Origin of the sequence: Oleiphilus messinensis (assembly GCF_002162375.1) — a bacterium.
GTDB lineage: Bacteria > Pseudomonadota > Gammaproteobacteria > Pseudomonadales > Oleiphilaceae > Oleiphilus > Oleiphilus messinensis.
Genome location: NZ_CP021425.1, coordinates 3,507,061 through 3,533,305, shown reverse-complemented (window position 1 = coordinate 3,533,305; position 26,245 = coordinate 3,507,061). Strand labels below are relative to the sequence as shown.

The following is a 26,245-nucleotide window of genomic DNA, read 5'->3' as shown; positions in this document are numbered from 1 at the left end:
TTGATACTCCTGTTTTTGGTAAAAATAATTTTTAATCTTGTCCGAAAGGGGTTTCTTTTATAATTGTCTCTACGATATTCTCTGGCGCTAAATTAGTCGTATCGAAAACAAAGTGGGGGTTCAGGGGGTATTCAGCAAACACGTCTTGCCCCACCATATTGGTGGAGTTTTCCGAGTACAACCCTTTCGCACACCGCGCTTTTATAATCGTTATCGGCGTGTCCAGGAAAATCTCCACATAACCTGGTAGATTCTTTCGATTCCAGTCCTGCACTTCGTGAAACAGTGAAATTGTGGCAATCACGACCTGTATGCCTTGAGAAGACAATAGGTGGGCAAGTCTTGCATTCTGTTTTGCGATAGATTTACGGCTCTCGGAATCGTAACTTGCACTGTCGCCATACACTTGTCTGAGATTATCGCCATCCAGAAACACAGTAGCTGGATTTTGTTGTTTTAATTTTAGGTAAAGCGCATTGCCAAGTGTAGATTTGCCAGACCCGGACAAACCGGTGATCCAATAAACCGGCGCGTATTGACCTCCACTTATCGATAACTTTGAAATAGTTTGCCCCTGATCCACAGCGTTTTACCCTCAAACTTAGTGGTGAAATGGATAACTTTAGAGTACTGTATTTTGCTTTTTAGTCAGAATTGGCCATTTTCAAGCATGAATTTCTGATGAAGTTGAAGTACGTTCAGGTCACTGACACCGCCGTTTTGGGCTATCGATAATATTTGATGGTTCGGGAAATAGTCAAAACCTTGCACTACGAGTTCCGCGCGAATCAAGTATGCATCAAAAGTCCAATGGCTTGCAGTTTGCCCTCCGAGTACCAGTATAGAGGCATTGTCGAAGCCTGGATCCTCAATAATTTGCTCCGGTAAAAGTGCATTGAGCTTGATGCCGGATAATTTTTCAAGGTGCGGGTGTATGGCTACAGGTTGCTCCCAATATGCTAGATGAGACAAAAACTCTGTATAGAAAGATATGTCAGAGTTATCAGAAACCCCCAAAACATATAAAGGTTTGGTTGGATCAAGAGCAGCAAAAGTAGATTGATGAACGGCGAATTTATCACATGGTTGAGCGTTCGCTTTATCTTCAAAAACAGCGTTGTCGATTATGAGTGCATCCATTTCTGTTGTCAGGAAATTTTTGATCGCCTGTTCTGTTGTGGAGATGATCGGTTCTCCACCGGCATTAAATGATGTGTTAAGAACCATACCTAAGCCCGTTTTGCGTTTCATTTCTGTCAGCAGTTCGTAAAACCGCGGGTTTACATTTTTGTCAACTGTTTGTACCCGCGCAGTGCCATCGACGTGGATCACGGAAGGTATTTTGTCGCGCCACTCCGGGCGGACATCTGCGACAATAATCATATACGGGAGTTTTTGATTTGTGTCGAAATATAAAGCCGCATCCTCAGCCAATACCGAGGGGGCAAAGGGGCGCCAATTTTCTCGATTTTTAACTTTGGAATTTATCAGATTCTTGATGTTTGCATTAGCCGGATTGCCAAGTATGGAGCGATTTCCCAGTGCTCTCGGGCCAATTTCAGCACGTCCCTGAACCCATCCAACGATTTTTCCCTCTGAAATCAAGTCTGCAGCAACCTTCGCCGGGTTTTCGACTTTTTTGTATGAAAGGTCATACTTTTCGGCTACTGATTCAATGTTTTCTGAATCGATCTGGGTGCCAAGGTAGGCGTGATTAAAATACCAATGGTTTTGCCTTTTGTTACCCAGCTTCGAGTATTCAACCCAGAGCGCGCCGCCGACTGCGGTTCCCGCATCGTTAGAGTGGGGGTATGCAAGCACTTCATCGAACAGGTTTTGTTTTAATATTTGTCCGTTTGCGACGCTATTCAATGCCACGCCGCCTGAAATGACAAGCGTCTTCTCGTTGGTAAGTTTTTTGGCTTCTTTGGCGAGCTTGATAAATGTCTGGTTCGTAAATTCCTGGATTGTTGCTGCGATATCCATATGGTATTGGGTTAATTTGTCTTCGCGTTTTCTAGGTGTACCAAACATTTTCTCAACGAATGGGTTTACAAGGAAGGTACATTCCCCCAGTAATTCTGGTTTACGGTAGGTGAAAAAGCCATTGTCTTGGAGATTCAGGTATTCCCCGATGAATTTATCAAGATACTTTGGTTTGCCATAACTTGCCAAAGCCATTGTTTTACCTTCCTCACCATAATCCCAACCTAAAAAGTTAGTAAATGCGAGATACAGTGCACCCAGAGATGCTGGATATTCATTCGATTGCAAAATCTGAATATCTGATCCTTCACCTTTTGCGATGACGGCCGACTCCGCTTCGCCAAATCCGTCTGCGCTGATCAGTGCTGCGCTATGGCATGGTGAGGGGTAAAATGCACCAGCCATGTGGGCCAAGTGATGTCTGACGGATACTATTTTTGATTTTTCGAACCCATAGGTCAGTAACATACCGGCGTAAGCATTGTAGAACCAGTCCATCATAGAGTTTTTATCTTCAGGATTGGCTGCCAGCTTTGCTGCTCGAAATGATGGATCCAATATATCGTTAAGGATAAACGGAAATAATTGAACATCGATATAATTCGTCACATAGTCAATATCAGATACGGTTATTCCGTAGTCACTCAACAGTCGGTTTAGTGCAACACTTGTGGAGCAATGCCCATGTTTTATCCGATTAAACCTTTCTTCCTCATAAATACACAATACTTCACCATCTTTTACCAGTGCAAAACAGGCGTCATGTTGTGCTATTTTGGTTCCGAGAACGAGGGCCATTGTGGTGTTTCCTTCCAAAATATTCTGTTGGTATAGGGCAAAATTAATTCGTATTAATTCAAAACTTAAATGTGACTATTTTTTATCCCGAGTAGTAGATAGCTCGGCTTGAGCCAATAAATACTATCTAATTCTTTTGAGATAGTTTGCCAGTTGCTTTCAATTGACTGGGCTACACCCCGGATAGATGCGAATTGATTTAACGCCTGGACAGTGGGACAGAAGTCGTGCCACATTAATATTCCCCCTGGACGGAGTAGGCGAAGGGCTTGGTTGGTGTCATTTGTTACTGTGCCGAAATCGTGACCACCATCAATTAGGATTGTGTCGAAGTAACCATCTTCAAATATGGAGCTGTCCCATTCATTCGAATCAACGAGGATTTGATTCACCCGGTTTGAAAAGCCTGCCTCGCGATAGAGGTGACCAATCATGTCACCACAGTCAGTTTGTATTGTTGGGCCTTGTGAACCTGATTCGATATAGATTGGTTCACCTTGGGCATTTTTTTCTCCTTCGGGTAAATTTAGAGTCCATATTCTTGCATCGCAATTTTCTGCACATAGTTTAGTGCCGAAGCCCTTCCAAGTCCCGAATTCCAAGTGGCGCTGGGGGTTAAGCGTCTGAAAAATGTATCTCAAAATATTGGAATCGTCTTCTTCCATACTCCAATCCAGGCAGTGCTTATCCCTAGCTATTGGGATTTTTACTTCTTTGTTTCCGTTTAGGATTGAGGGTAGTTTATTGACATCACGAGTCTCGACAATAACCGGATTAGTTTTCTTGAGTTTATGTTTTCCAGGCTTGGCTATAGAGTTTCTGATTTGTTCGGACAAGTTGACTTCGTTGTTTGTGGGAAATCCTGTGTTAGTTTTTGAATACCCGAGCGGTTCCTGCCGGAATTGAATATTGTGTAGATTGAATTTTGATACTGTATTGCTGTCACTAACCTGACGAAATACCAGGTTTGCTTCGAAGGTGTTAGCGGACCAATAAATAGTGAGTTTGCATCGGTCTTGACCCTCAGGCTGCTGTAATTCTCTCGATAGGTAGTTTTGCAGATTGGCTCCAACTAGGCCAATTCCGATAGAACCATTCGCAACGGTCACTTCTATGTCAATCAGTAATTCCTTTGTGCTTGGATCGAAATCAGGTAACAACGAGTGTAGGGACAAGTTATAGTGGAAGGCATAATTCCACTGTTTACTGGGCGTTTCGCAATACAGAAAAGCGTTGTTCAGTTCATCCTTACAGGCATGTAAATGAGTTGGGCCATGTAAGATTGAGTGATGATTAATAAAATCAAATACGCGTAGTATAGCTTGCTGTGAGTTTCCGTTATCCATTACATCAATACCAAGAATTGTTCACCTTCTTTAGCGCCCAATGACTGGAGATGTTGAATGATTTCTTCAGCGAAAATTGACGCAATCAAAATAAAAACATCAGCGCTAAGCAGGAAGTCACTAGCCGAGTGTACTGGTATACCGTCTAGTTCATCCGCAATGGGTGTATTGGTGCCATGTATAAAGCCGGAGATGGATATGCCTCTCCTGGATAACTGATTCATATGGATCTGGCCTCGTTTACCTGCCCCCCAAATGAAGAGCTTTTTGGCGCTATGCTCGGTTTTGAGGTAAATCTCGGTTTTAAAATACGCCTCTGACAGGAAGCGTGTGTACACTTCTTCTTCGTACTGTTTTTCGTTTGACTGAAAGTACTGAGGTGACTGTCGGGATGCCGGGCTTTTGTTCTCGCCTATTGATTGATAAGTGAGCTCAGTGACCTCCCAGTCCGCCCTCGAGACCTGTTGGTAGGGCAGTGTAAATCCACTTAATCCCCAGTGAGGCTCGTTGAAAATGTAACAATCATTACGGAGCTGCATTTGATAGTCACTGCGCAGTAAGCTCATATAGCAGAGGTGATAGAGGGCTTTTTTCTCATTAATGATATAGGTGTTCGACTTTACGGGGGTACCAAGGGTATGATCAATATGGAAATGAGGAAATTGATCAGGCAGTGCTACTTCTTCGATGCCTGCGTAGTGGCAAGTGATTGCGAATAAAGAGTCCAGGTGAAAACTATACGCATCCAGCTCCGAATAGCCGGTTAGTTTCGCCCAGTCATCGCGATGTAACAACTGAAAATCACCACATGCCCACGTGTGCAGTTTGGACATGGCTAAACCTGATGCATGGTTGTCATGGCTGTTGGCCGTGTGGTTAAGGTCTTGCTTGAGCTTGACGCCCTCTGGATAGTTTACCTGGAAACACAGATTTCTCGCTTCCGTCAACATTACCTCCGGGCTATCCAGATCAAGTATGGTGCGATCAACATCCCAGCGGTTGGAGCGATAGTGCCGTCCAGGCATTAAATCATCATCGGTAATGAATTCGAACAGCTCTTTGGACAAAAGCACATCAATATTGGTTGCCAATACGAATTTACCCCGTGCCCTTCTGATACCCACGTTTTTTCCAATCATTTGATAGAGAGGGAGGTCATCAGCAAGTTGATAGTTTTGATGAATTTCGCTTGGAACTGTAATGATGATGATCGATAAGTAAGGATGCTTTTTCCGGAACTTAAATTGTGCTCCAAGTGGCTTACGGTCACTCGGTGGATTCCATTCAACAATAATGAGCTCGACCGGCTTCGCATAGTGTTCACTCAGCCAATACAGGCTATCGATAAAAGCTTGTGTTCGCTCCTGCATTCGTTCGACATGATCATCATTACGAGTAATAGTGACGATACTAAGCGGTATATTGTCATCATGGGCGACAAGTTCAGCAGGCTTTTGTGGTTCCAGTTTCTGACTTAACGGGAGTTCAAAAGGCGTGTCTGTACTGAAAATGCGATGCTCTGCGAAAGTGTATTGATACAGATTTTTTAACGCAGATAGCGACTCTGGTAATTGCGCTGACCGTTTCAGGGCTTGTCGAACATAAGGCGCAGGCCACAGAATAGTTTCGTAGTAATCTTTAATATCAATCATAGCTAGCTTGGACCATGCACGTTGTCGTTATTACTGATTTGTTGCAATCTGGTTGATCACTTGGTTGCAGGGCATCGCTACCCTGAATAGTCTTCATTGGGGCTTAAGCCATGTTGCTTTAACTGTTTTTCAATTTCTGAAAAGTACATTGAGCCGATCAGCACATATGGCTTGGCGGACATAAGGGGCATCAATTCTTTCCAGGACTTGGCCAGCACAGGTACGCATTCAATCTTTAACCCTTTTTTGTTTGGGTCAGTATCAACAAAACCGCTTACCACTAACTGGTGACGATTTAGCAAGGCTTTTAACCTAATACCGAGTTGGCCTGCCCCCCAAATTACGATAGGTCTACCCGAACGTTCTACCTGTTTTAGCAGTTCGAGTAGTGGTTTGGCCACTAGGCTTTGTAGGGCGTGTAGTGCGGCGTCTAAGCCCCTTGTTTCCATATAATCTAATGACCTGGTAATACATTGATCAAACTCTTCCTCACTTGCTAAGCTGTCGATTTTTTGCGGAACGAACTCTTTATGGCGATAGAGTAGAGTGCGAATAGTATCGATCGCCTGTTGCAGGTTCCGTGGTTGATGAGTGACGGATTGATTTACCCTATGAGTGTTAACGGATAAGTATTTCAGTGTACCTAATAACTCTTTAGTCGGAGATGGTTTGCAGGTATTTGCGATTTTTTTGCGGTTTTGGGCGTCGTTCGGTATCAGTTCCCCATGTTCAAGTAGGTGGGTACTGCCCGATTCGAGTTCGAGGAGTTGGTTTTTGGCTAATTTCCGGTTCATCTGTGAATCAGCACCTTGCGTAATTTCCTGCCAGCCCTGACTGTGTATAGCATAACCATGTACGGGGTGTATCAGTGCGAAATCAAGTGATGCATCAATGACCTTGGCACCTGCTTGTCTAGCACTCCAGATTAACCAGTTATCCCATTGCATTCTGCCGATGGCGAAATCCGGTATATCCCGATATAAATCGCGGTTAAAAAGAAACAAGTCGACGGCGTTGGGATAATCCCAGCTGCCAAAGTCTGAGCAACGTTTGTCGAGTTCCCTTTGCCAATCTGGCTGTTGATTAACAATCAGCTCACTCAGTGGAATATTGATGCGACGCGCGCTGAGTAACAGATTTGCATTCGGCTCTGGGGATAGGAGTAATGGAGTCAGGGCTTCAATAAAATTCGGGAGTAGAATGATATCAGAATTCAGGTAGGCCAAAAAAGCAGTATCTGTATTCTGTTGCGCGGTCCCGAACAAAGAGCTGACCAATGGTATACCGCCGGGAGTCGATAATACGTCGGCAATGTGAACGGCTCCGGTTTCAGCTGCGACTTTCGCTGTACCCAAATCGTTTCCGATCAGCACGATCTTCAGGCCAAGCGCTTGCCAGCTGTAGATCGCATTTCGTTGCATTGCAGCAATTTCACCGACAAATGGTTTGCAGGTTGTGAATACGGTAAGTTGTGGGAGTAGGTTGTTATCCATGAATTACGGTTTGGATTGTAACGTTCTGCCCATTGTGATCAGAAGAACAGTTTCAGGAAGTTGCTCGGGATTAATAACTCGCCAGGGGTCAATGATTATGCGGGCTCGAGTGGCATCAATTAGATCGGGCAGTGCCGAAAATTGAGCCCAAGGTGTCGTGATCACGATGACTTCGTTGTTTTTGAGTGCATCTTCGAGATCCTGCGCGATATTAATTTGGTTATCCAGCAGTTTTTTACTGTTAAGCACAGCCATTGGATCAAATACTGTGACTGAATACCCATCATTGCACAGAATATTGGCAAGCAAAACGCCCTGGCTTTCCTCAGCAACATCAGTTTCAGGTTTGTAAGCGAGTCCCAGGATCGCGACTGTATGTTTGTTCTGTGCGATTTGGTTTATGGTTTTTTTAAGTCTGACAACCTGGTGATTGTTTATCGTATCAGAGGCTTTAGCCAGATCCGCTTGCAAACCGAACTCCTGTCCCAGTGCATAGAATGCACGATTGTCTCTCGGGAAACAGGGGCCGCCATACCCTATTGCACCTTGCAGGTACTTCTTACCAATTCTCGAATCGCTTCCAACCGCATCCATAACGATTTCAGCTTCTGCGCCTTCCAAATGTTCGCAATACTCAGCCACCATGTTGGCAAATGAAATTTTCGTCGTGACAAATGTATTAACACACAACTTTGTAAGTTCAGCGCTTGTGAAAGTCATGCGTTTTATGAGTGGCGTGTTTTCACAGGTTTGCGAGTAAATGGACTGCAGTACGTCTCCAGCCTGCCGATCCGATTCTCCAATCAGGATGAAGTCGGGGTTGAGCATATTCTTGATAACACTTCCTAAAGCGATAAACTCGGGGCTATAGCACAGCCCGAGGTTTGGCCCCAGCTTTCGACCGGATGACTTTTCAAGTGTTTCCCGAATGATACCGTTAGTGGCACCCGGCATAGTTGTGCTGGTGATTACAACAAGGTGATAACCTGTTTTGGATCTTAACGCCGCTCCGATTTTGGTTACCGAGCTGAGTACATAATCATTTGAGAAGAAGCCACTATCATCACTCGGTGTGGGTAGAATTATGAATGTAATATCGCTGTTTTTTATCGCATCATCATAGTCAGTTGTAGCACGTAGATTTGCTTTTCCGCTATTGACGTACTCTTGCAGCTGTGTCTCCTGCAGAGGGGCTGTGCCGGCGTTGATTTTGGAGACAAATTCGGGATTAACATCAAGGCCGATTACGTTGAAGCCCTTTTTGGCAAATACTGCTGCCATAGGCGATCCAAGCTTACCGAGGCCGATGACAGATAAATTCAGGTTTTTCATATTTCAAATATTACAGTTTCTTTTTTACAGTCCGGGATCGGCTAATTAAACTCAGGGTTCAGAGCACATGCGATTGTTTTTTATCTTGTTAATCAGCAGAGTTACGTTGGAATCTTAGTCTATTATCCAGTTAAGGAAAAGTGTAGTTGATTCAACAAGAAAAAATAGAAATAAATGTAAATGATTCAGTTTTGTTTAAGGGGGAATAAGAATGGCCATGCAACATTGTCGCTACCAATCCAGATTGATAGCGTATCTACAAAGCCTGGAAATAAGTCGCGGATGTGATTTTACGCTGATGGATGTTGGCGCCAGTGGTGGTATTGAAGATATTTGGAGGCAATTTGAACCAAACTTGCAAGGAGTAGGTTTTGACCCGCTGGTCAGCGAGATAAACCGGCTGAACGACGTTGAAAATAACCCAAGATTTAAGTACGTCGATGCTTGGTTGACCTGTGAAAATGATGGAGTTGCTTCTGCTATTGATAATAAGGGCTACGGCAATAATCAATCTTTTCACCAAACCAGTGCTCAAAAAGCTGCAGACTTAATGTCACTGAATTACACCGAACAGTATTTTAATAGTGGCTCAGCCGTGGTGCATTCCAGTCATAGAATGTCATTGGATACTTATCTGGTTCAAGACGAGCGTTATAACGTTGATTTTTTAAAAGTGGATACAGACGGGCATGATTATTTTGTATTACGTGGCGCAGAAAAACTGTTGAGTCAGGGTGACGTTATCGGTGTTCAGGTTGAATGCCAGTTCCACGGTAGTTTGCATCCGCATGCCAGTATTTTCAGCAATATTGATTTATACCTCCGGGGACTGGGCTTTACGCTTTTTGATCTGGACTGCTGGCATTACACAAATGCCGCATTACCAGGTGAGTTTTATTACCGGATTCCTGCACAAACCAGGCAGGGCCAGGTCCAGTGGTGTGATGCACTGTATGTGCGGGGGATTGATGTTGAATCAGCTTACACCGATAAATGGATCGCTCATAACAACCATCACAAGCTTTTAAAAATGATGATGGTGTTGGGGCTTTTCGGTCAGGAAGACAGTGTTGCCGGACTGGTTCAAAAATTAGTGAAGCAGAACTATGTCATACCCGGTGTGGACTATAAAACTGTACTAAATCTCCTGGTGCCCGATAACCCATGGGGAATAAACGATTACGATAGTTATATGGCGAAGTTTCAGGAAAACCCGGGAAATTTCTATCCTCCAGAATAACCAATTAGGCGGAATCAAATGAAGCGGCATCTATCTGAAGGATCTTAACCGCTTCATTTTTTTCGTGCTGGGTAGAGTTGAGTCGGGTCAGTCTCAAAGGCCTGCATGTAGCTTTGATAGTCTTTATAATTGATTCCTGTTTCCTGTGTTAACGTATCGAGCAAGTCTCCAGTGGGGCAGAGGGTTGTGATTTTATCACGTTGTCCAATGATAAGTTCCGCCGCGTGGTCAGGTAAGCCGAACAGTTCAAACAAACAGGCTAGTTTAAGTGTTTTTAGGGCATCGAGGTCAGGGCAAATGGGGGCTTTGCGTGTGCCCTTTGACATTGGGTCTCTCAGATACAGTGCATCACCCTGCAGTGGGCGACCATAGTGTGTCTGGGCAGGGCAGCGATGAGTGAAGGGGGCGGGCAGTGCTGAACTGGAGTATCGGCGGACAGAAAGATCAAACAAGTCGAACCCAGATTCGCGCATTAAGCGGTCTGTATTGTGAAAGGTATGATCGCTATTAGACGTGCTGCCAAAATAATTTACTTCCAGCGTGAAGCCTAAAACCGGGGCAGCATTCATTACATTCATCGCGGAATAGATCACGTCTAAGTCATACCCGTCAATGTCGATTTTTATAAAATCCAGATCCTCAAGGTTTTCTCGATTTACCAGCTCATCAACCGTCAGTTTTTGTTCTTGATGCACGAGATCTGAATTCTGCCAATCGTTTAACGTGGTGAGTTTGTTCTCTACTTCATTCTTTTGTCTAATGATTTCAGCCGCCACATGAGCAGATAAGCGATTCCAGGGGTTGCCGCCCCATGGCTCGCCGCCTTCTCTCGCAACGACAATGGGGTGGGAATCTGGTAAACCAATATACGCGCTGCGGTAATTTACGCCCTCGAAGGATTCAGTGTTGTTCAAGCGATTTATTTCGCTTTTAACTGGGTCGACACCAATTGCTCTGAGGGATGTTCCAAATAATCGCCAGAGTGACGCGATGCCTCCGCTGCACCCAACGTCCAGTAAAATAAACGGATTGGATCTGAGTACCCCTGACTCTACAATGTGTTGAGTCATTTGGGTAAAGGTCGTCTTGAACTCCATAAACTGCTCCTCAAGGAAATTTTAATAAACCCGATGAAGTCTTAATTCAATTGTTTATACCATATTTGCATAAGGAATAGAAAAATCCCTTGTGAGCCCAGGTTTATCGTGATTCTGAGTGCTTTTTACAAACCGTTACACACAAAATAAAATTTGTTACTAAAGCTTCTCCTTCCCCTGCCGTTAAACGAAATATCAGGTGTAGCGCACTGCGTTCTAAAGCAAATGCTGGCATGCGTTAGCCTCTCATGCAATCACTTGATTCTGATTGGGAATAGATAGGAGAAGCGAAATGCCTCAAATAATTAATACGAACCTTGCCTCCATTAGCGCACAGCGTAACCTGGACAATTCACAGCGGGCGGGTGACCAAGCGCTGCAAAGACTTTCTTCCGGTTTACGGATCAACGGTGCGAAAGACGACGCGGCGGGTCTGGCGATCTCTAACCGGTTAACCGCTCAAATTCGTGGTACCAATGTGGCAAGCCGAAACGCAGGTGACGGGGTGTCTCTGGCTCAAACCGCTGAGGGCGCATTAAACAGTATGCGCGACAGCTTACAGCGTATTCGTGAGCTGGCACTGCAATCGGCTAACGGTTCAAACACCGACTTGGAGCGTTCATCGCTTCAGGAAGAGGTTGATCAGCTGAAATCGGAGATTGCGGCAATCTCTGAAAAAACCAACTTTAACGGTCAGAAATTACTGGATGGTTCGTTCCAGGATAAAGTTTTCCAGACTGGCGCAAACGTGGGTGAGACGATCAGTGTAAGTGTTGCGAAGGTGACTCAAGACACTCTGGGTACGGCATTGTCAAATGGTATCAGTACTTCATCGACTTCTAGCGCAATGATTGCGGGTGACGTAACCATTAATGGTGTGGGTGTGGGGGCAGCGTCAGCAGCAAGTGACGGTGCTTCGACTACGCTCGCGGATCGCTCAGCCATCTCGGTCGCAGCTGCAATCAATGCGGTTTCCGATGAAAGTGGTGTTACCGCTGTTGCTGATGCTACCACGATTAAAGGTTCCAATACGGCGAACGTTGCTGCTGCAGGGGCTCTGACAATTAATGGCGTAACGATGACACTTGCAGGTTCTGCATCCGCTACCAACCTGGCGGCAGATTTACAGGGTGTGGCGGATACGATCAATTCCTTTGCAGGCCAAACGGGTGTTACCGCTTCAATCGATATTAATAACTTGACTTCAGGGGTCACGCTCACTGCAGAAGATGGGCGGAATATTGAACTCGGATCAAGTGGCGCGACTTGGGGCTTGGCGGCTGCCGGTACCACTACTGGTACGGTGAGTTTGATTTCCGAAGATGGTACTGATTTTGAGATTGGCAGTAATACAGGTAATTCACTAGAGAATGCGGGTATTGAAGTAGGTACATACAGCGGAAGTAATAGTGGTGTCAATGGTGGTGCGGTAACAGCAACAGCTCTCGTCGCTGGCGATTTAACCATCAACGGTGTCTCAGTCGGTGCATCTCTTGCTACTGATGATGTGGCGTCGTCCACCAGTAAAGATAGTAGTGCGATATCCAAAGCTGCCGCGATTAACAGAGTGAGTGATCAAACGGGCGTAACTGCGACTGCACAGAATACTCAAGTGTTGTCAGGCGCAGTAACCGTGGGTGCAGTCTCTGGTATGATTCTTAACGCTGTAACGATAAATGACATAGCCGCAGCGGCGACAGGTGATATCGGTGGTCAAATGTCGAATATCGTTGATGCGATTAACCAGAAATCGGCGCAGACAGGTATTCGAGCTGAAATTGTTGATTCCGACCAGTATCAGTTGATTGCTGATGACGGACGTAATATTGAGGTTAATGCGGTAGGTGCTGCATCCGGCGGTTTAACCGCTGCAACAACTCGTGCTTCGATTACGCTTGAATCTGCAGGTCAGATCAACATTGGCACGGCGAATGCCACAGGCCCCGTGAATGCTGGGTTTAGTGTGGGGTCGTTCGGCGGTGGCGAAACTGGTACCTTGCTGAAGGATATCGATATCTCTACGGTAGCCGGTGCCAACGATGCAATCAAAGGTATCGATAACGCCATCAACCAGGTATCCAGAGTTCAAGCCCAGTTGGGTGCGGTTCAAAACCGCTTCGAAGCGACAATCTCCAACCTGGCGGTGCAAGGGGAGAACCTGTCAGCTTCGAACTCTCGAATTCAGGATGCAGACTTCGCGGCAGAAACGGCTGAGTTGTCCAGAACCCAGGTACTGCAACAAGCGGGTATCTCGGTGTTGGCACAGGCTAACTCAAGACCACAGCAAGCACTGTCACTGCTGCAGTAATCAGGTCGGGTCGAATTAGGAAAGCGGTTCTGATTCTCTGGAATCAGGATCGCGTTTCTTCTAGACTAGCATAGAGGTGACCTATGAATGAGATTAAACCAAGCAATTTGAACCTGACGCTCCCGGCAAAAACGGGGGATACGTCGGGTCGTGCTGCGTTATCACCTCAGAAACAACCCGTACAGGCGGCAAATCCGTCGGAAAATCGGGTTGCCGATCAGCAAGCCAAGGCAGAAGAGCAGCAGAACACACAAAACGCATTGTCAGCTCAAACCATTGCACAATCTAAACAGTCCGAAGAAGGTTCTGAAAAGCAAAGGGATAAACTCGAGCAAGCAGTGACCAAGTTGAATGATTATATCCAATCCGTTCAACGTGATTTGCAGTTCAATGTGGATGATGATTCCGGCAGAATGGTTGTGAAAGTGGTGGACCGCAAAACAAATGAGGTGGTCAGACAAATCCCAGATGAAGTAGCGTTGAATATGGCGCGGAACTTGCAGCAGGAGGAACCATTAAGTCTGTTTACCATGAAAGTTTAGTACAATCGGCATCCTCAAATGGCTGCTTACAACTTGTAACAAATTAGGGGGCAAAAACCGGCAAAGTTTTGCCCCTTTTTGCCGATAGCTGTACTATAAGGTTAGAGGTTCGAGGGTAGCAAAAATGGCAAGTATTAGTTCTGTGGGAATTGGATCTGGTGTTCTTACCAGCGAACTGATCGATAAACTGACATCTGCCGAACGGGCACCTGCAGAAGCGCGCTTGAACGCCAAAGAAGAAGAGGTGAGTGCGAAGCTGTCTGCATACGGTCAGCTAAGAAGCGCCATCACTGACCTTCGTCTCCCTGCACGTACATTAGGCAACCCTGCCGCACTACGCGAACTCACCTTCAGTTCAAGCAACGCTTCCATATCCGGGACGGTCGGCTCTTCATCTCAACCTGGAACCTACTCGCTTGAAGTCTCCAAATTGGCTCAAGCTCACACCGTATCCACTGGAACCTTTGCAGACAAAGATACCACTACATTGGGGACTGGGACATTAACACTCCAGGCGGGCACTGCGTCGGTGAACATTACTGTTGACGGTACAAATAACACGCTTGAAGGCCTGGCGGCATCAATCAATGCCGAATCATCTATAGATGTAACGGCTTCTGTTATTAATAATGGTTCGGGGTTTCAGTTAGTTATAAACTCCAACCAAACCGGTGTCGATAATGCCTTGACCCTGACTGTAAACGATAGTGATGGCAATCACCTCGATACTTCAGGGCTGTCGCAGCTGGCTTTTAATGGCTCGGCTAATAATCTCACCGAGTCGGTGATCGCACAGGATGCAACTTTTGATTTCAACGGGATACCCATTACGCGTAGCAGTAATACGATCGATGATTTATTGACCGGAACCACTTTTGAGCTTTCCGGCACTAATGCTGGATCACCTGCAACCATTAAAATCGAGGAAGACTCTGAGAAAGTTGCTGATCGGGTTGAAGAGTTCATAGAGAAGTTTAATGAGTTGAAAACCCTGGTCACTGAGCTGACAGAGTACAATACCAACGATCCGTCTGCGTCTGGCATTTTGTTGGGTGATTCAACCGTCAGATTAATTTCTTCCCAGACACGAAACTTGTTAAGCGGCGTCATTCCCGGGCTCGAGAATGCGAACGTTCGGTCTTTGGTTGATGTTGGTGTGTCCACCAACAAAGATACCGGCGAAATCCTGTTTGATCGATCCACCTTCATCGATGCACTTAAAGATCACACGGATGATGTGGTTGCGTTGTTTTCAGATCAGGGCAGAACCTCGGACAGCCAGGTGGATTTCGTCAGTAAAACGTTCGACTCCCAGCCTGGTAGCTATGCTGTAAATATCACCCAGCTCGCAACCCATGGTGCTTTTAGCGGCACTGTGGATGTCAGTGCCGGGGTCACCATTGATGCGAACAATGATACCTTTCGGATTAGTGTGGATGGCACTGAGTCTTCGGATATTGTTCTGACCGCGGGAGCCTATACGTCTGCTGATTTAGTGACCGAAATCCAGGCCCAGATTGACGCAGATACCAATCTGAAAAATGCGGGAGCGCAAATTGTTGTCGGGCTTGACGGCAGTAATCAACTGACCTTTACGTCAACCTCGTTTGGGAGTGCATCCAAGGTCGATTTCACGTCCGTGAGTGCAAACTCGCTCGCTCAATTGGGTATTGATGCGATTGCTGGTACTGATGGTTTAGATGTTGCCGGAACTATTAATGGTCAAACCGCGACCGGGGTTGGCCAGCAACTGTCATTAAATAAAGAGGGGGATGACGCAAACGGGATTTCCCTGAGTATTACCGGTGGTACCACCGGTAATCGTGGCACAGTCACGGTCATCAAAGGTGTTGCAGATCGATTCGTTGATTTGTTTACCGGCATGATTGGTGTCGACGGCTCGCTGACTTCACGAACGGATGGCTTAAGTGCTCAATTGCTCGAAATTGACAAAGAGCGATCCAGCCTTGATTTGCGGGTTGAGTCGCTCCGGGAGCGTTTGGTGAAACAGTTTACATCTGCGGATATCCGGATAAATCGTTTGAACAGCACAATGGATTTTATTTCTGCACAGTTGGCATCATTGTCAGGTAGTTCAGATAAGTAACCTCGGTGTGTTTTTAGCCGTCAAAAAAATGATGTTTTTTGGGATATTTTGCTTAAGTTTTTTGTTCCGGGGTCGATAATAAAAGTACAGGTTATCAAAAACATATAAGTAGGTGAATTATGAATGCAGCTCATCAGTACCAACAAGTCAGCACCCAAACCAGTATTGTTGATGCCGATCCCCATAAATTGATTCAGCTTTTATTAGATGGTGCGCTGCAGCGCATGGCAATGGCAAAAAACAGAATTACAGCCGCTGACTTCGAAGCAAAAAATAATCTGATTAACAAGAGTATTGAAATTGTTGCGGGTTTGCGTGGTTTTCTGGATTTCGAAAAAGGTGGAGAAGTTGCTGCAAATCTCGAAGCGCTTTACGATTATATTGAACGTAGATTGTTTGAAGCCAATGTGAAAAACAGCTTGGAGATTCTCGATGAATGTTCCCGCCTCATCCGCAGTGTGAAAGAGGGCTGGGACGGCATTCGGCAGGAAGTGATTGAAAAGAAACTGGTTTGATAAACAGCTTGGTTTAACCAAGAAAGTCTGTATATTCATATTTCACAAGGAGCCTTACTGGCTCCTTTTTTTGTTGAATTATAGTGTGCCTTCAGATTCAAGGCTGTGGTGCCCAGATTCAAGGTTGTTGTGCCAAAGGTACAACTACTACGAAGAAGCCATTCTGCATTTTATTAAACTGATGTAATTCAAACCGGTCCAGAAACTTGGGTAGCCACCAACGGGGAGGTTGTTGAATCAGGTGAGCATTTCGGCCATCCGGTAAGACCTTTGCGGCAGGCCCGGTATGAACGGTAAAAAAACCGATTCGTTTGGTGAGTGACTGGAGGTGGGCGAGAACATTGTCCAGGTATTCAGGTTCGATGTGTTCCAGTACATCAATACAGCAAACCATTTCCTTTGGTTGCGGATCTTTTGCATATTGTGGCATCCCCGGATCATACATTTGTATTTGAACTTCATGGTTTACTTTTAAGTTCTGTGCCAGGCGACCTTTACCGGCTCCATAGTCCAAAAGTTCTTTTACGTTGTTCCCGTTAATTAAATCGGAAACCATCGGAGCAAACTGTACCGAGGCGACGCCATAGTCGGGGCGTTCTTCATGGAGTTGTTGTTGCTGTTGTTGATAGCTTTCAGAAAATAATGCCATGGATTAAACCTCTTTATACTTTAAAATCCTGCTTGTCAGTTTTGTTCTGACACACTGTATCCATTCGTGCTTTTTCTTGATTCCATACGTCGGCGTATCCACAATTTCGATAAGCATCAAAATAAGGACCACCCTGTGTATAGTGGAGTAGCGCGATATCATCCTTCGGCTGATCATAGTCCACAAGGTGGTTCCATCGATTGGGGAGTTCGCCGATCAAGCCATCGTTTTCCAGCCATTTAAATTGGTGTAATTCCAAACCAGAAGCTCGATTCACATAGTCCGGTGTTAATGCTTTACATTTTGCATTGTTAAACAACATGACACTGGACCAGTTTTTCTTTTCATATTTGGTTTGCACCTGTCCCAGAAACTTGTGTTCTTCTTTGGGAATATGTTCATGTTTGACAACTTGCACGGCATATTCCGGGTTTTTCAAATCCCACAAGTTTTTAACATCGTCTAATACCACCATGTCACAATCCATAAAAATAGACCAGCCTTCAAAATTGCTCAGATAGGGCACTAAAAAACGATTGAAAGAAAAATCCGTTGATTGCAAAGGATTTCGTTCCCGATTAAAAATGTTATCGAGTTGGCTCAGCATCAGCGGAGTAATCGATACGGGTTCAGACGCCCGGATATGGATGCTGTGTGATAGCACGCTGAAAGCAACGGGCTCAGCACGGTCATAGCCGATAAATACTCGGATCATAGTTCTTCCCCTACCTTATTAAGTCGGCGTTTTATTTGTTTTAAGACTGGTGTCCAGTTGAGTGGAGTTACTTGTCGAAAAATCTCTATAGTTGGATACCAAGGTGAGTCTGTCCCTGAGTCAAACCAGTGCCACATAGGGCGCGTTGGAGTGAGTAACCATACCGGTTTACCGAGAGCACCTGCGATATGCACGCTGGCATTTGAAATAGAAATAATGAGATCCAAAGCCGCGATCTGCGCAGTAGCTTTCTCAAGATCAGTGTATGGATTAAAGCTTTTATCGACGAAAAGATTGGTCTGATGATGGTGGTTAAACCGTTGGATTTCGTCAATGTCTGCATTGTACTGAATGCTGATAAAGTCAAAATTAGTATTTTTAATCAGGTATTTAAATTGTTCGAGTTCAATTGATTTTTGAGCCCCGCCGGGTGTTTGACTCTGCCATGCCAAGCCTATTTTGGGCTTTGATGATATCTTCCTGTATTCGTCTTTAAACGAATTGACCAACGTCTCATCAGCTTTAAGATAAATTTGTGTTGACCTGTAGTGTGATGGGTCAAACGCGAGTTTTTGGGCAATATCAATCAAAGAGCTGTAGTAGTCGATATTGCCAATTAATTCGGGTGCGATTGGCTGACTGTCTGGTAATACCATTACATTTGGGAAAGATCTCTGGAAAAGTGATACGAGTTTTTGGTTACAGGTCAGTATGATATTGATGTTGTGCTCCAACAGCGTGAGTAAGTGTTGGCTATGCATTATCTGATCACCAACACCTTGTTCAGAGGTTACCAATAGCGTTTTGCCCGACAATGCCTCGACTGAGACTTTGGTTTCATCCCACTCCGGTTTTAGTACTCCGGCATTAGTCAGGCTTTTTAAACCCAGATTCTGCGCGGCGAATTCATTCCGTTTGCGAAATAACGGCCAGCCCTCTGAAAAGTTCCTTGTTCTCAATAAAGCTAATGCTAGGTTGTTTTTCGCTTCACTGTTTTTCCCATCGAGTTTGAGAACTGTTCGGAAAATTTCGATTGCTTCGGGAAACTTTCCTTCGAATGAGAGTGTATTTCCCTTGACCAACAGAAGATCAACTTGCTCATTGTTTGTTAGAGGGAGGGTATTAGCCTTTTTGCAAGCTGTGTTTATTTCATTGATTAGGTTTGCCGGGGCGTGTGGGTTTGAATTTAATTCGGCGTATAACGCTTGGGCGAGACCAATATAGGCTGTAACCATGGTCGGATCTGACTTTGCGGCAACTCGATAATACTTTTTAGCGGTCACGATGTCATTTTCGCTCAGAAAGCCAGAGGCAGCTTGACACAGCACCGGGGCACTATCAAACAATTCTGCGTAGGTTTTGTAAAGCGAGGCGGCGGCTTCCCATTCGCCAACTTGCTGGTATAAAACCGCAAGGTAAAGTTGGTTGTCAATTTTTTCAGGATTAAGTTGAGTACTTTTTTCTAAAATGGGTTTGGCTTCGTTTAGTTCATTGGTTTTTAGTAACCCATATGCTAGTCGACCAAGCAAATGGCCATTGTTAGGATATTGTTCGCAGGAATCTCGTAGTAATGAAATGGCTGCGTGAAAGTTGTTTTCCAAGTAAAGCTGTTCAGCCTGGAGTAACAGACACTCGGGGTCGTTAGGTCGCTCTGTACATAGCTTACGTATAATTTTGTTCGCATCAGCCAATTTATTCTCATTCAAAAAAGTATATGCTCGCGCAACAACTGAAGGGTCAATTCCGGATTCTGTTTTGAGTGTTTGATGCGGCGTTGTAGATTGAATTGGAGTTTCTGTGTTTAAAAGGTGTTTTGGTTCAAAGGGTAATTTTTTTTCCAGATGATTTTGTAAACGATTTTTTACTTCGGTGATCACGCTGTCCCACTTTAGTGGCTCATTTTGCCGGAACGTTTCTATTGAGGGATACCACGGAGAAGTTTTACCATCGCTAAACCAATGCCAAATAGGTTTCGTGTGAAGAAGTAACCAGACTGGTTTTCCCATTGAGCCGGCCAGATGTACGCATGCATTTGAAATGGATATCACTAAATTTACGGCATCAATCTGCGCGGCAGCGTGCTCAATATCTTCGTATGGGTCAAAGCTATTATCTACATAGAGCGAAGTATTCTGCTTTCGATTGAACTCCTCAATATCACTTACCGTAGCATCGTATTGAAGTGAAATGAATTGCACCTGAGGTAGTCTAAGGAGAGGTGTCAGTTGTTCCAGTGGAATAGACTTCAGTCCGCCTGTTGTAGCAAGGCTTTTCCAAGCGATACCGACCGTCGGCTTATTAAAGCGATTTTGGTAATCCTGTTTAATTTTCTGTGACAGGGAGGGATCGGGGTTAAGATATGCATTCGGTGCAGTATAGTCATCGAGATCCACGCCTGCTTTTTCAGGAATGTCGATCAAGGTGGTGTAGTAATCGATTGTTTTGAGGTGTTCTACAGGGATCTGTTCTTGATCTGATAGCACGGTAAATTGAGGGAATGACCGTTTAAAAAGACTGACCAACTTTGTGTTACAGGTGAGTATTATCCTTGTATCAGATTCCGAAAGTGCGAGTAAGTGTTGGGCATGTAATATATGGTCGCCAATACCTTGCTCTGAAGTGACCAACAGTGTTTTTCCCGGTATAGGCTGGCCTTGCCACTCTGGCTTGATGACACCGAGTTGCAGGATATTTTGAATGCCGGTGTTTTCTCGCTCATATTTTTTACGACTCTGATAATACCGCCAACCTTCTTTGAGTTGCCTTGTAGCCAATAGTGCAACGCCGAGATTTATTTCTGTGTCCGTATTGCCAGAATCCATTTCTAGGATTTTTCGATAACATGTAATCGCTGCAGGAAAGTGACCTTCAAGATTCTGGGCGTTTGCTTCGGCGAAAAGTAACTGAATGAGGCCGTTGTTTGCCTCTAAGTGTGGTGATGCAAGGCGATAAAATTCATGAATTTTGCTGAGTTGTATTGGGGTCGGGGTTTCCTCTCGGGTAAGTTGTTCGTATAAAGCTTGCGATAATGAGGCGTAGAGTGGCCATTGACTGGGATCAGATTTCAATGCTAATTCGTAAAATTTTATTGCATTGTCGAAATCTCGATCCTCAAAAAAACCGTTCCCGGCATACTGCAGTACTGGTGGGCTGTGAAACTGGCCCCCATATTTTAAATAAATCTGCTTGGCAGCTTGCCACTTGTTTTGATGCTGATAAACAAGTGCTAAAAAAAACTGATTTTCTAACGCATCCGGATTTATCGACGTACTCTTCTCCAGTAGATGTTGAGCAGCATTGAAGTCCTCTAGTTTTATTGAAATATAGCCCAATCGACCCAAGATGTTCGGGTGCTCCGGAATGGCTTGGGTTAACTGTGTCAGCAATTCGTGTGCAGCACTATAGTTTGTGAGAGCGATGTTGATTTCGGCAAGCAGAAGCATCACGTTCAGGTCGCTCGGTGCTTTGGCATACATTTCTTCTGCTATATTTGCCGCCTCTTCAACTTTGTTTTGTCGGGCAAGTTGGATGGCAAATTCTACTTTTTGTTCTTCGGCAGGCGTCAGATTTTCTGTCATTTTCAAATTTAACTTTTTTGGAATAGCATGAGTGTGGTAAAACCGTCAGTAATTAATGTTTAAGCAATTGTTGTACCCAATAGATACAAATATAGTTAAAACCTCGATTTTAGCTATTCAACAGCTTCTTATTCAATTGTTTCAATGCAGTGTTCCAAGTATGGTCACTGGATTGCCGGTAGAGATTAAAATCTGGAAACCAGGGAGTTTTGTCACCCTTTGCCATCCAACGAAATTCGGACTCAAGCGGTACCAATACATCGGCTGTACCATTTGTCATTGCAAGTAAATGCATATTGGTATTACTTACACCAATGTATCTGTCAATCTGATTGAGCAAAGCCAGAGCGTATTCAAGATCATTGTTCATCTCAGAGCAATCGCACATTCGATTACCAAACATGGATTTGACGGCTTCAATGTCCTCGTTGTTTGGTTCCCTTTGTACGATTAATACACTGCCATGCCATTGGCTAATGCTGTTCAGTAGTTGCTCCAAGGGAATATGTTTGTGTAGCTGTCGTTCGTCATTTCGAGTCCCACCTTCCCAAGTAATTGCTAGCCATGGTCGGGGCATTTTCGCCAGGTCTTGGTTGACTTGATCGATTTTATTTTGAAGTGGTGACATCTGGATAGACCCGGGTATTTCCGAATGGCACGACATGCCTGTAATCAGAGGTAGGTCTCCAAGCGAGAAGATGTAGTCGATGGCAGTGTCGGAACTATTTTCACTTGATAGTATGACGTGTCCCCAGCGCTTGACTAAGGGTTCCAATTTTTCGCTGATGCTTACAAACGGAATCGCGCCGCTTGATTTTAGCCGGTCTATAAAACGGAGAAAAAATAATTCATCACCTATGCCTTGGTCTCCAAGGAACCATATCTTTTTACCTTCAAGTTCGATAGGCATGAGCGTGCTTGGAGCGGGAAGTTGGGCTCGAGTAGCTGGGTTCAATAGATAGCGCCGTCCGGCACGATTCATAATTCTCCATTCGTAGTCGTACCAGCCTTGTTTAAACTGACCCAACCGTAGTAAAACTGTAGCACGATTATAATGAGCTAAAGCCGAATAAGGGTTTGCTTCGATCGCTTTATTAAGATAGGGAAGCGCTTTCTCGAATTTACCTTCTTGAACCAAAAGGTGGCCTAAATTAACGAGCGCTGTCGAATTTTTTGGATAGTGTTTCACCGCTCTTCGATAGTATTTCTCAGCAACCCCTGTAGCGCCTTTATTTTCTGCAATCTTTCCCAAATTATTGAGTGCATCTGAATGGTTCGGACTGAGTTTCAGAAGTCTTTCATACTGAGATTGTGCGAGATCATATTGTTTGTTATTGAAATAGCATCCTCCCAAATTTAGGATCGCCTCAGGCATGTTGGCATCAAGTTGCAGAGCTAGTTGGTAGAGCTCCTGAGCTGTTTTGATGTTGTTTTTAGTGTCGTGTGCAAGGCCTAGATTTACTAAGGCCCTGGGATTATTCGGTTCAATTTTTAGTGATTTGCTTATCAATTGTATTGCACTATCAATGTGACCTTCACTCAAGTGTATGACGCCCAGTAAATTTAAAGCATGATGGTTTTGCGGGCTACTCTTCAATATGGCTTCGTAAATGGATTTGGCTTCGTTTAACTTCCCCTGCTGGTGATACTGAATCGCGAGGTCTAATGCTTGGTCGATAGAGAGATCCATTAGTGATCCTAAAGTGTTCTTGGTTTTTATGAACTCTGGAAAATATTGGCACGCATAAAAAATGGAAATTTAATATATGCTTTTCAGTGGATTGCATGATCATTGTAGTTCATTCAAAGTGTACGACCAATTTACCGGTAAATTGATAAGCGGAAAAAATTAACCGCTTTTCCCTGCCGATACAAAGTACTGCTTATTTAAAAAAACTGACGATTGGCACAACGGTTGCTATCTTTACTAGTGTGCTTCTACAACTGCAGAAACAATCCCCTGGAGAACGCTGTATATGAGTAACAACCAAATCGCGGTTTGCAAGGTGCCATTCAGAGACACCGAGCTGATTTATGAAGCCTCTAATGATATGGTGAAATGGCGGGCAGAATCCCTCTACACTAAAGAGCCCGATACCGTGGTCTGGATTTCACAGTTTAAGGAAAATGATGTGCTCGTGGATATTGGCGCTAATGTGGGCATGTATACCGTATTGGCGGCTAAAGGCATGGGTGCCAGAGTGTATGCCTTTGAACCCGAATCACAGAACTATGCGCTGTTGAATCGGAATATCGTTTATAACCAGATTCAGGACAAGTGTGTTGCGTTCTGTATGGCATTAACAGATGAAAGCAAGGTCGACCGGCTGTATCTGAGCACCTTTGGATTGGGGGGCTCTTGTCATACATTCGGTCAGGATATTGATTTCAATCTTCAACAGCGTTCCACGCATCTGGCTCAGGGGTGTGTTTCCTTTCAGCTGGATGAACTTGTTGCAAAAGGCGTGATACCGCAACCTGATCATATCAAGATTGATGTAGATGGTTTGGAACATTGCGTTTTGCAGGGCGCACTCGATGCGATATCAAACCCGAAGCTTAAGTCGATTTTGGTTGAGCTGAATACCAATTTGCCCGAGCACCAATCTCTGATTAATCAATTAGCGGAGCTCGGCTTTGTATTTGACCAAAGACAAGTGGGAGTCGCGATCCGTCAGGAAGGGACGTTCAAGGGGGTGGGTAACTTCATTTTTTACCGGCTTGAATCCGGTATCAGTTTTGAAGTATTCAATGATACAGAAGCGCAATCCGCTCAATTGAATAACGTTAATTCAACGCGTCAGGCAAAGCACACTTCGTCTGGTGCAGCTTCTACAAATACCGCGTCAGATGCCAATATCATTGTGATTGGCCCCAATCATCAACACGGTAAGCAACCCGCTGTTTCACCCCTTGAGCACATGCAGTCTGTTGTTGCAAACATGGATATTCGGTTTGAGCCTTATCCGCATTTTTATGTTGAGAATATTTTTCCCGATGATTATTACCGGCAAATGATGGCAATGAAACCTGTCGGTGATGAATTGATATCGATTAATGAAACAGGACGAACTCGCGGAAGTACATACGATAATCGCTTCGTGATGCATTTGGAGTCTGGGCTGGAGCGGTTAAAGTCTGATGAAAAAAGGGTATTCTGGGATGAGTTCAGAAAATGGTTTTGTTCGGAAACGTTAATGGTTTCGATTATTCGGCGTTTCGAGCAGATTATTCTGAATTCCGGGGTAACGGATCTTAACGTGTTTGCTGAAGCCATGTTTATGCGGGATTTAAAAGGCTACTCAATCGGTCCGCACACTGATAGCCCGGCACGATTACTGACCATGATGCTGTATCTCCCGGAAGATACAGACCATGTGCATTTGGGCACTTCTGTTTATGCGCCGAAAGATGCTGCGTTCAGGTGTTCGGGTTCCAGGCACCATAGATATGAAGGATTCGATAAATTCTTTACAGCCCCCTACAAGCCAAACTCGCTATTTGGGTTTTTGAAAACCAATAACTCTTTCCACGGTTTTGAAGAAATGCAGGATGAGTACAAGCGGGACACCATGGTTTACATCGTTAAACACAAAAATCCTTAAGGCGTCAGAAGGGCATTTGCGTGCCGTTTTATATAGGACGATACACTAACAGCCCGACAAAACTTCAAGGTGGCTTTCCACACTGGCAGCTAATGCCTGTAAATTGTAGCCGCCTTCAAGCACGGAAACGACCCGGTTATCGGCGTAATATTTTGCCACGTCCATAATCATTTCAGTGACCCAGCGATAGTCTGATTCCTGTAACTCGATATCGGCCATCGGGTCATCTTTATGGGCATCAAAACCCGCAGAGATCAGAATTAACTGGGGTTTGTGGTTTTGTAACCGGTTGAGCCAGTCTTTTTCCGTTTTATTGCGGAAGACAATGCCTTTTGAATAAGCGTCCATCGGTGTGTTGACAATATTATCCGGGAGCAGGGTGTAGTGACTGTTCGGATAATGGGGGTGTTGAAAGCTGGAACAGACCATTACCCGCGGGTCATTCTGGAATATATCAATCGTCCCGTTACCTTGATGCACATCGAAGTCAATAATGGCCACCCGTTCCAGGCCGTGTAGATCCATGGCATGGCGTGCGGCAATGGCAACGTTGTTGTAGAAGCAAAAACCCATGGTTTTGTTTCGTTCTGCATGATGTCCCGGTGGCCGTGTGGCACAGAAAGCGGTGTCGTACTGCCCGGACATAACCACATCGACAGCCTGCACTGCCGCACCGGCTGCCAATTTTGCCGCACGCATGCTGTGTTTCATCATCGCTGTATCGGGATCGGCCATAATCCGGCCTTTTTCTGGCACCATGAGATCAAGTTGATCAATATAGGTACCCGGGTGGACTTTTTCGACATGGGCCCGTTGTACTTCTTCCGCCCGGATATAATCCAGTTGTTGCATCAGGCGCGTGTCCTGCAACTTGTTTTTGATGGCGGTCAGGCGCGCGGGGCTTTCCGGGTGACCGCATCCCATATCATGAAGTTCGCAGTCATCATGGGAAAAGAGAGCAGTTTTCATAAGCGTTTTTTATCTTTTTTTGGCAAGCTGTGAGTGTGGCAGAGCTGGTGCTTTTTTAGGCACGGCGCTAATTTACCAGAGTTGTTATTCAGTTCCGGAAATCATGACTATCATCATATGATCGATAAGTAAGTGATTAATATGATTCAGGTCATACTTTGAGTCAATGGTGTTCTCGCTATACTTTTGTCGCACCGCACGATCCGATAGATTGAATTATTACTCGGGAAAAATAAAAAAGGTGATCAATATCAATCATTCAGCCAGCGATATCCGTATAGTGAGCGAAAAAACCGGCAATCGGAGACATTAG

18 protein-coding genes are annotated in these 26,245 nt (G+C 44.8%); 6 read left to right on the top strand and 12 right to left on the bottom strand.

What is annotated here, in order from left to right; all coding sequences use genetic code 11:
* Positions 1–31 precede the first annotated feature (31 nt).
* The 6 genes from OLMES_RS15405 to OLMES_RS15380 form a co-directional block, all read right to left on the bottom strand.
* Positions 32–583 carry an adenylyl-sulfate kinase gene (locus OLMES_RS15405; RefSeq protein WP_087462086.1) on the bottom strand — a complete coding sequence of 184 codons (552 nt, stop codon included), beginning with the start codon at positions 581–583 and terminating at the stop codon, positions 32–34.
* A 65-nt stretch (positions 584–648) separates the two neighbouring features.
* Positions 649–2,784: a carbamoyltransferase family protein gene (locus OLMES_RS15400; RefSeq protein ID WP_087462085.1), complete on the bottom strand. Its 2,136-nt coding sequence runs from the start codon at positions 2,782–2,784 to the stop codon at positions 649–651.
* A 65-nt stretch (positions 2,785–2,849) separates the two neighbouring features.
* The gene (locus OLMES_RS15395) at positions 2,850–4,130 is read right to left on the bottom strand and encodes a class I SAM-dependent methyltransferase (protein WP_087462084.1); all 1,281 of its coding nucleotides are present in this window, start codon (positions 4,128–4,130) and stop codon (positions 2,850–2,852) included.
* Positions 4,130–5,782, bottom strand: coding sequence for a hypothetical protein (locus tag OLMES_RS15390; protein ID WP_087462083.1), 1,653 nt, complete (start codon positions 5,780–5,782; stop codon positions 4,130–4,132). Before OLMES_RS15390 ends, OLMES_RS15395 begins: the two co-directional genes overlap by 1 nt.
* A gap of 77 nt (positions 5,783–5,859) precedes the next feature.
* On the bottom strand, positions 5,860–7,275 hold the full coding sequence (locus OLMES_RS15385) for a nucleoside-diphosphate sugar epimerase/dehydratase (protein ID WP_087462082.1): 1,416 nt from the start codon (positions 7,273–7,275) through the stop codon (positions 5,860–5,862).
* Positions 7,276–7,278: 3 nt separating this feature from the next.
* Positions 7,279–8,607: a UDP-glucose dehydrogenase family protein gene (locus OLMES_RS15380; protein ID WP_087462081.1), complete on the bottom strand. Its 1,329-nt coding sequence runs from the start codon at positions 8,605–8,607 to the stop codon at positions 7,279–7,281.
* 211 nt (positions 8,608–8,818) lie between these two features.
* On the opposite strand from OLMES_RS15380, the gene OLMES_RS15375 reads away from it, so the two are divergent.
* Positions 8,819–9,847: an FkbM family methyltransferase gene (locus OLMES_RS15375; RefSeq protein WP_087462080.1), complete on the top strand. Its 1,029-nt coding sequence runs from the start codon at positions 8,819–8,821 to the stop codon at positions 9,845–9,847.
* 53 nt (positions 9,848–9,900) lie between these two features.
* Here the strand turns inward: OLMES_RS15375 and OLMES_RS15370 are convergent, their stop codons facing one another.
* Complete coding sequence (locus OLMES_RS15370; protein ID WP_087462079.1) at positions 9,901–10,944, bottom strand: FkbM family methyltransferase; 1,044 nt, start codon at positions 10,942–10,944, stop codon at positions 9,901–9,903.
* A 292-nt stretch (positions 10,945–11,236) separates the two neighbouring features.
* Here OLMES_RS15370 and OLMES_RS28870 point away from each other — a divergent pair, with 292 nt between their 5' ends.
* From OLMES_RS28870 to fliS, 4 genes are all read left to right on the top strand, one after another.
* A complete protein-coding gene (locus OLMES_RS28870) occupies positions 11,237–13,252 on the top strand; it encodes a flagellin N-terminal helical domain-containing protein (protein ID WP_087462078.1) in 2,016 nt (671 codons plus the stop codon).
* An 83-nt stretch (positions 13,253–13,335) separates the two neighbouring features.
* The gene (locus OLMES_RS15360) at positions 13,336–13,794 is read left to right on the top strand and encodes a flagellar protein FlaG (protein ID WP_087462077.1); all 459 of its coding nucleotides are present in this window, start codon (positions 13,336–13,338) and stop codon (positions 13,792–13,794) included.
* A gap of 124 nt (positions 13,795–13,918) precedes the next feature.
* Positions 13,919–15,901 (top strand): flagellar filament capping protein FliD, encoded by a 1,983-nt coding sequence (gene fliD, locus OLMES_RS15355; protein WP_087462076.1) that lies wholly within the window; start codon positions 13,919–13,921, stop codon positions 15,899–15,901.
* 119 nt (positions 15,902–16,020) lie between these two features.
* The gene (gene fliS / locus OLMES_RS15350) at positions 16,021–16,416 is read left to right on the top strand and encodes a flagellar export chaperone FliS (RefSeq protein ID WP_087462075.1); all 396 of its coding nucleotides are present in this window, start codon (positions 16,021–16,023) and stop codon (positions 16,414–16,416) included.
* Between the two features lie 118 nt (positions 16,417–16,534).
* On the opposite strand, the gene OLMES_RS15345 is transcribed toward fliS, so the two are convergent.
* The 4 genes from OLMES_RS15345 to OLMES_RS15330 form a co-directional block, all read right to left on the bottom strand.
* On the bottom strand, positions 16,535–17,065 hold the full coding sequence (locus tag OLMES_RS15345) for a methyltransferase domain-containing protein (protein ID WP_087462074.1): 531 nt from the start codon (positions 17,063–17,065) through the stop codon (positions 16,535–16,537).
* Positions 17,066–17,078: 13 nt separating this feature from the next.
* Positions 17,079–17,780: a glycosyltransferase gene (locus OLMES_RS15340; RefSeq protein ID WP_087462073.1), complete on the bottom strand. Its 702-nt coding sequence runs from the start codon at positions 17,778–17,780 to the stop codon at positions 17,079–17,081.
* Positions 17,777–21,358, bottom strand: coding sequence for a tetratricopeptide repeat protein (locus OLMES_RS15335; RefSeq protein WP_087462072.1), 3,582 nt, complete (start codon positions 21,356–21,358; stop codon positions 17,777–17,779). Before OLMES_RS15335 ends, OLMES_RS15340 begins: the two co-directional genes overlap by 4 nt.
* Positions 21,359–21,467: 109 nt before the next feature.
* Positions 21,468–23,048, bottom strand: coding sequence for a tetratricopeptide repeat protein (locus tag OLMES_RS15330; protein WP_087462071.1), 1,581 nt, complete (start codon positions 23,046–23,048; stop codon positions 21,468–21,470).
* Positions 23,049–23,334: 286 nt separating this feature from the next.
* Here OLMES_RS15330 and OLMES_RS15325 point away from each other — a divergent pair, with 286 nt between their 5' ends.
* Positions 23,335–24,963 (top strand): FkbM family methyltransferase, encoded by a 1,629-nt coding sequence (locus tag OLMES_RS15325; protein ID WP_087462070.1) that lies wholly within the window; start codon positions 23,335–23,337, stop codon positions 24,961–24,963.
* 45 nt (positions 24,964–25,008) lie between these two features.
* Here OLMES_RS15325 and OLMES_RS15320 read toward each other — a convergent pair whose 3' ends face one another.
* A complete protein-coding gene (locus OLMES_RS15320) occupies positions 25,009–25,932 on the bottom strand; it encodes a histone deacetylase family protein (protein WP_087462069.1) in 924 nt (307 codons plus the stop codon).
* Positions 25,933–26,245: the final 313 nt, after the last annotated feature.

What these genes read in the sequence shown, in the direction of transcription:
- OLMES_RS15340 (WP_087462073.1), bottom strand. Translation starts at nt 17,780, where the DNA reads ATGATCCGAGTATTTATCGGCTATGACCGTGCTGAGCCCGTTGCTTTC.
- OLMES_RS15345 (WP_087462074.1), bottom strand. Translation starts at nt 17,065, where the DNA reads ATGGCATTATTTTCTGAAAGCTATCAACAACAGCAACAACAACTCCAT.
- OLMES_RS15395 (WP_087462084.1), bottom strand. Translation starts at nt 4,130, where the DNA reads ATGGATAACGGAAACTCACAGCAAGCTATACTACGCGTATTTGATTTT.
- OLMES_RS15380 (WP_087462081.1), bottom strand. Translation starts at nt 8,607, where the DNA reads ATGAAAAACCTGAATTTATCTGTCATCGGCCTCGGTAAGCTTGGATCG.
- OLMES_RS15330 (WP_087462071.1), bottom strand. Translation starts at nt 23,048, where the DNA reads ATGGATCTCTCTATCGACCAAGCATTAGACCTCGCGATTCAGTATCAC.
- OLMES_RS15335 (WP_087462072.1), bottom strand. Translation starts at nt 21,358, where the DNA reads ATGACAGAAAATCTGACGCCTGCCGAAGAACAAAAAGTAGAATTTGCC.
- fliD (WP_087462076.1), top strand. Translation starts at nt 13,919, where the DNA reads ATGGCAAGTATTAGTTCTGTGGGAATTGGATCTGGTGTTCTTACCAGC.
- OLMES_RS15400 (WP_087462085.1), bottom strand. Translation starts at nt 2,784, where the DNA reads ATGGCCCTCGTTCTCGGAACCAAAATAGCACAACATGACGCCTGTTTT.
- OLMES_RS15370 (WP_087462079.1), bottom strand. Translation starts at nt 10,944, where the DNA reads ATGGAGTTCAAGACGACCTTTACCCAAATGACTCAACACATTGTAGAG.
- OLMES_RS15325 (WP_087462070.1), top strand. Translation starts at nt 23,335, where the DNA reads ATGAGTAACAACCAAATCGCGGTTTGCAAGGTGCCATTCAGAGACACC.
- fliS (WP_087462075.1), top strand. Translation starts at nt 16,021, where the DNA reads ATGAATGCAGCTCATCAGTACCAACAAGTCAGCACCCAAACCAGTATT.
- OLMES_RS15385 (WP_087462082.1), bottom strand. Translation starts at nt 7,275, where the DNA reads ATGGATAACAACCTACTCCCACAACTTACCGTATTCACAACCTGCAAA.
- OLMES_RS15390 (WP_087462083.1), bottom strand. Translation starts at nt 5,782, where the DNA reads ATGATTGATATTAAAGATTACTACGAAACTATTCTGTGGCCTGCGCCT.
- OLMES_RS15360 (WP_087462077.1), top strand. Translation starts at nt 13,336, where the DNA reads ATGAATGAGATTAAACCAAGCAATTTGAACCTGACGCTCCCGGCAAAA.
- OLMES_RS15320 (WP_087462069.1), bottom strand. Translation starts at nt 25,932, where the DNA reads ATGAAAACTGCTCTCTTTTCCCATGATGACTGCGAACTTCATGATATG.
- OLMES_RS15375 (WP_087462080.1), top strand. Translation starts at nt 8,819, where the DNA reads ATGGCCATGCAACATTGTCGCTACCAATCCAGATTGATAGCGTATCTA.
- OLMES_RS28870 (WP_087462078.1), top strand. Translation starts at nt 11,237, where the DNA reads ATGCCTCAAATAATTAATACGAACCTTGCCTCCATTAGCGCACAGCGT.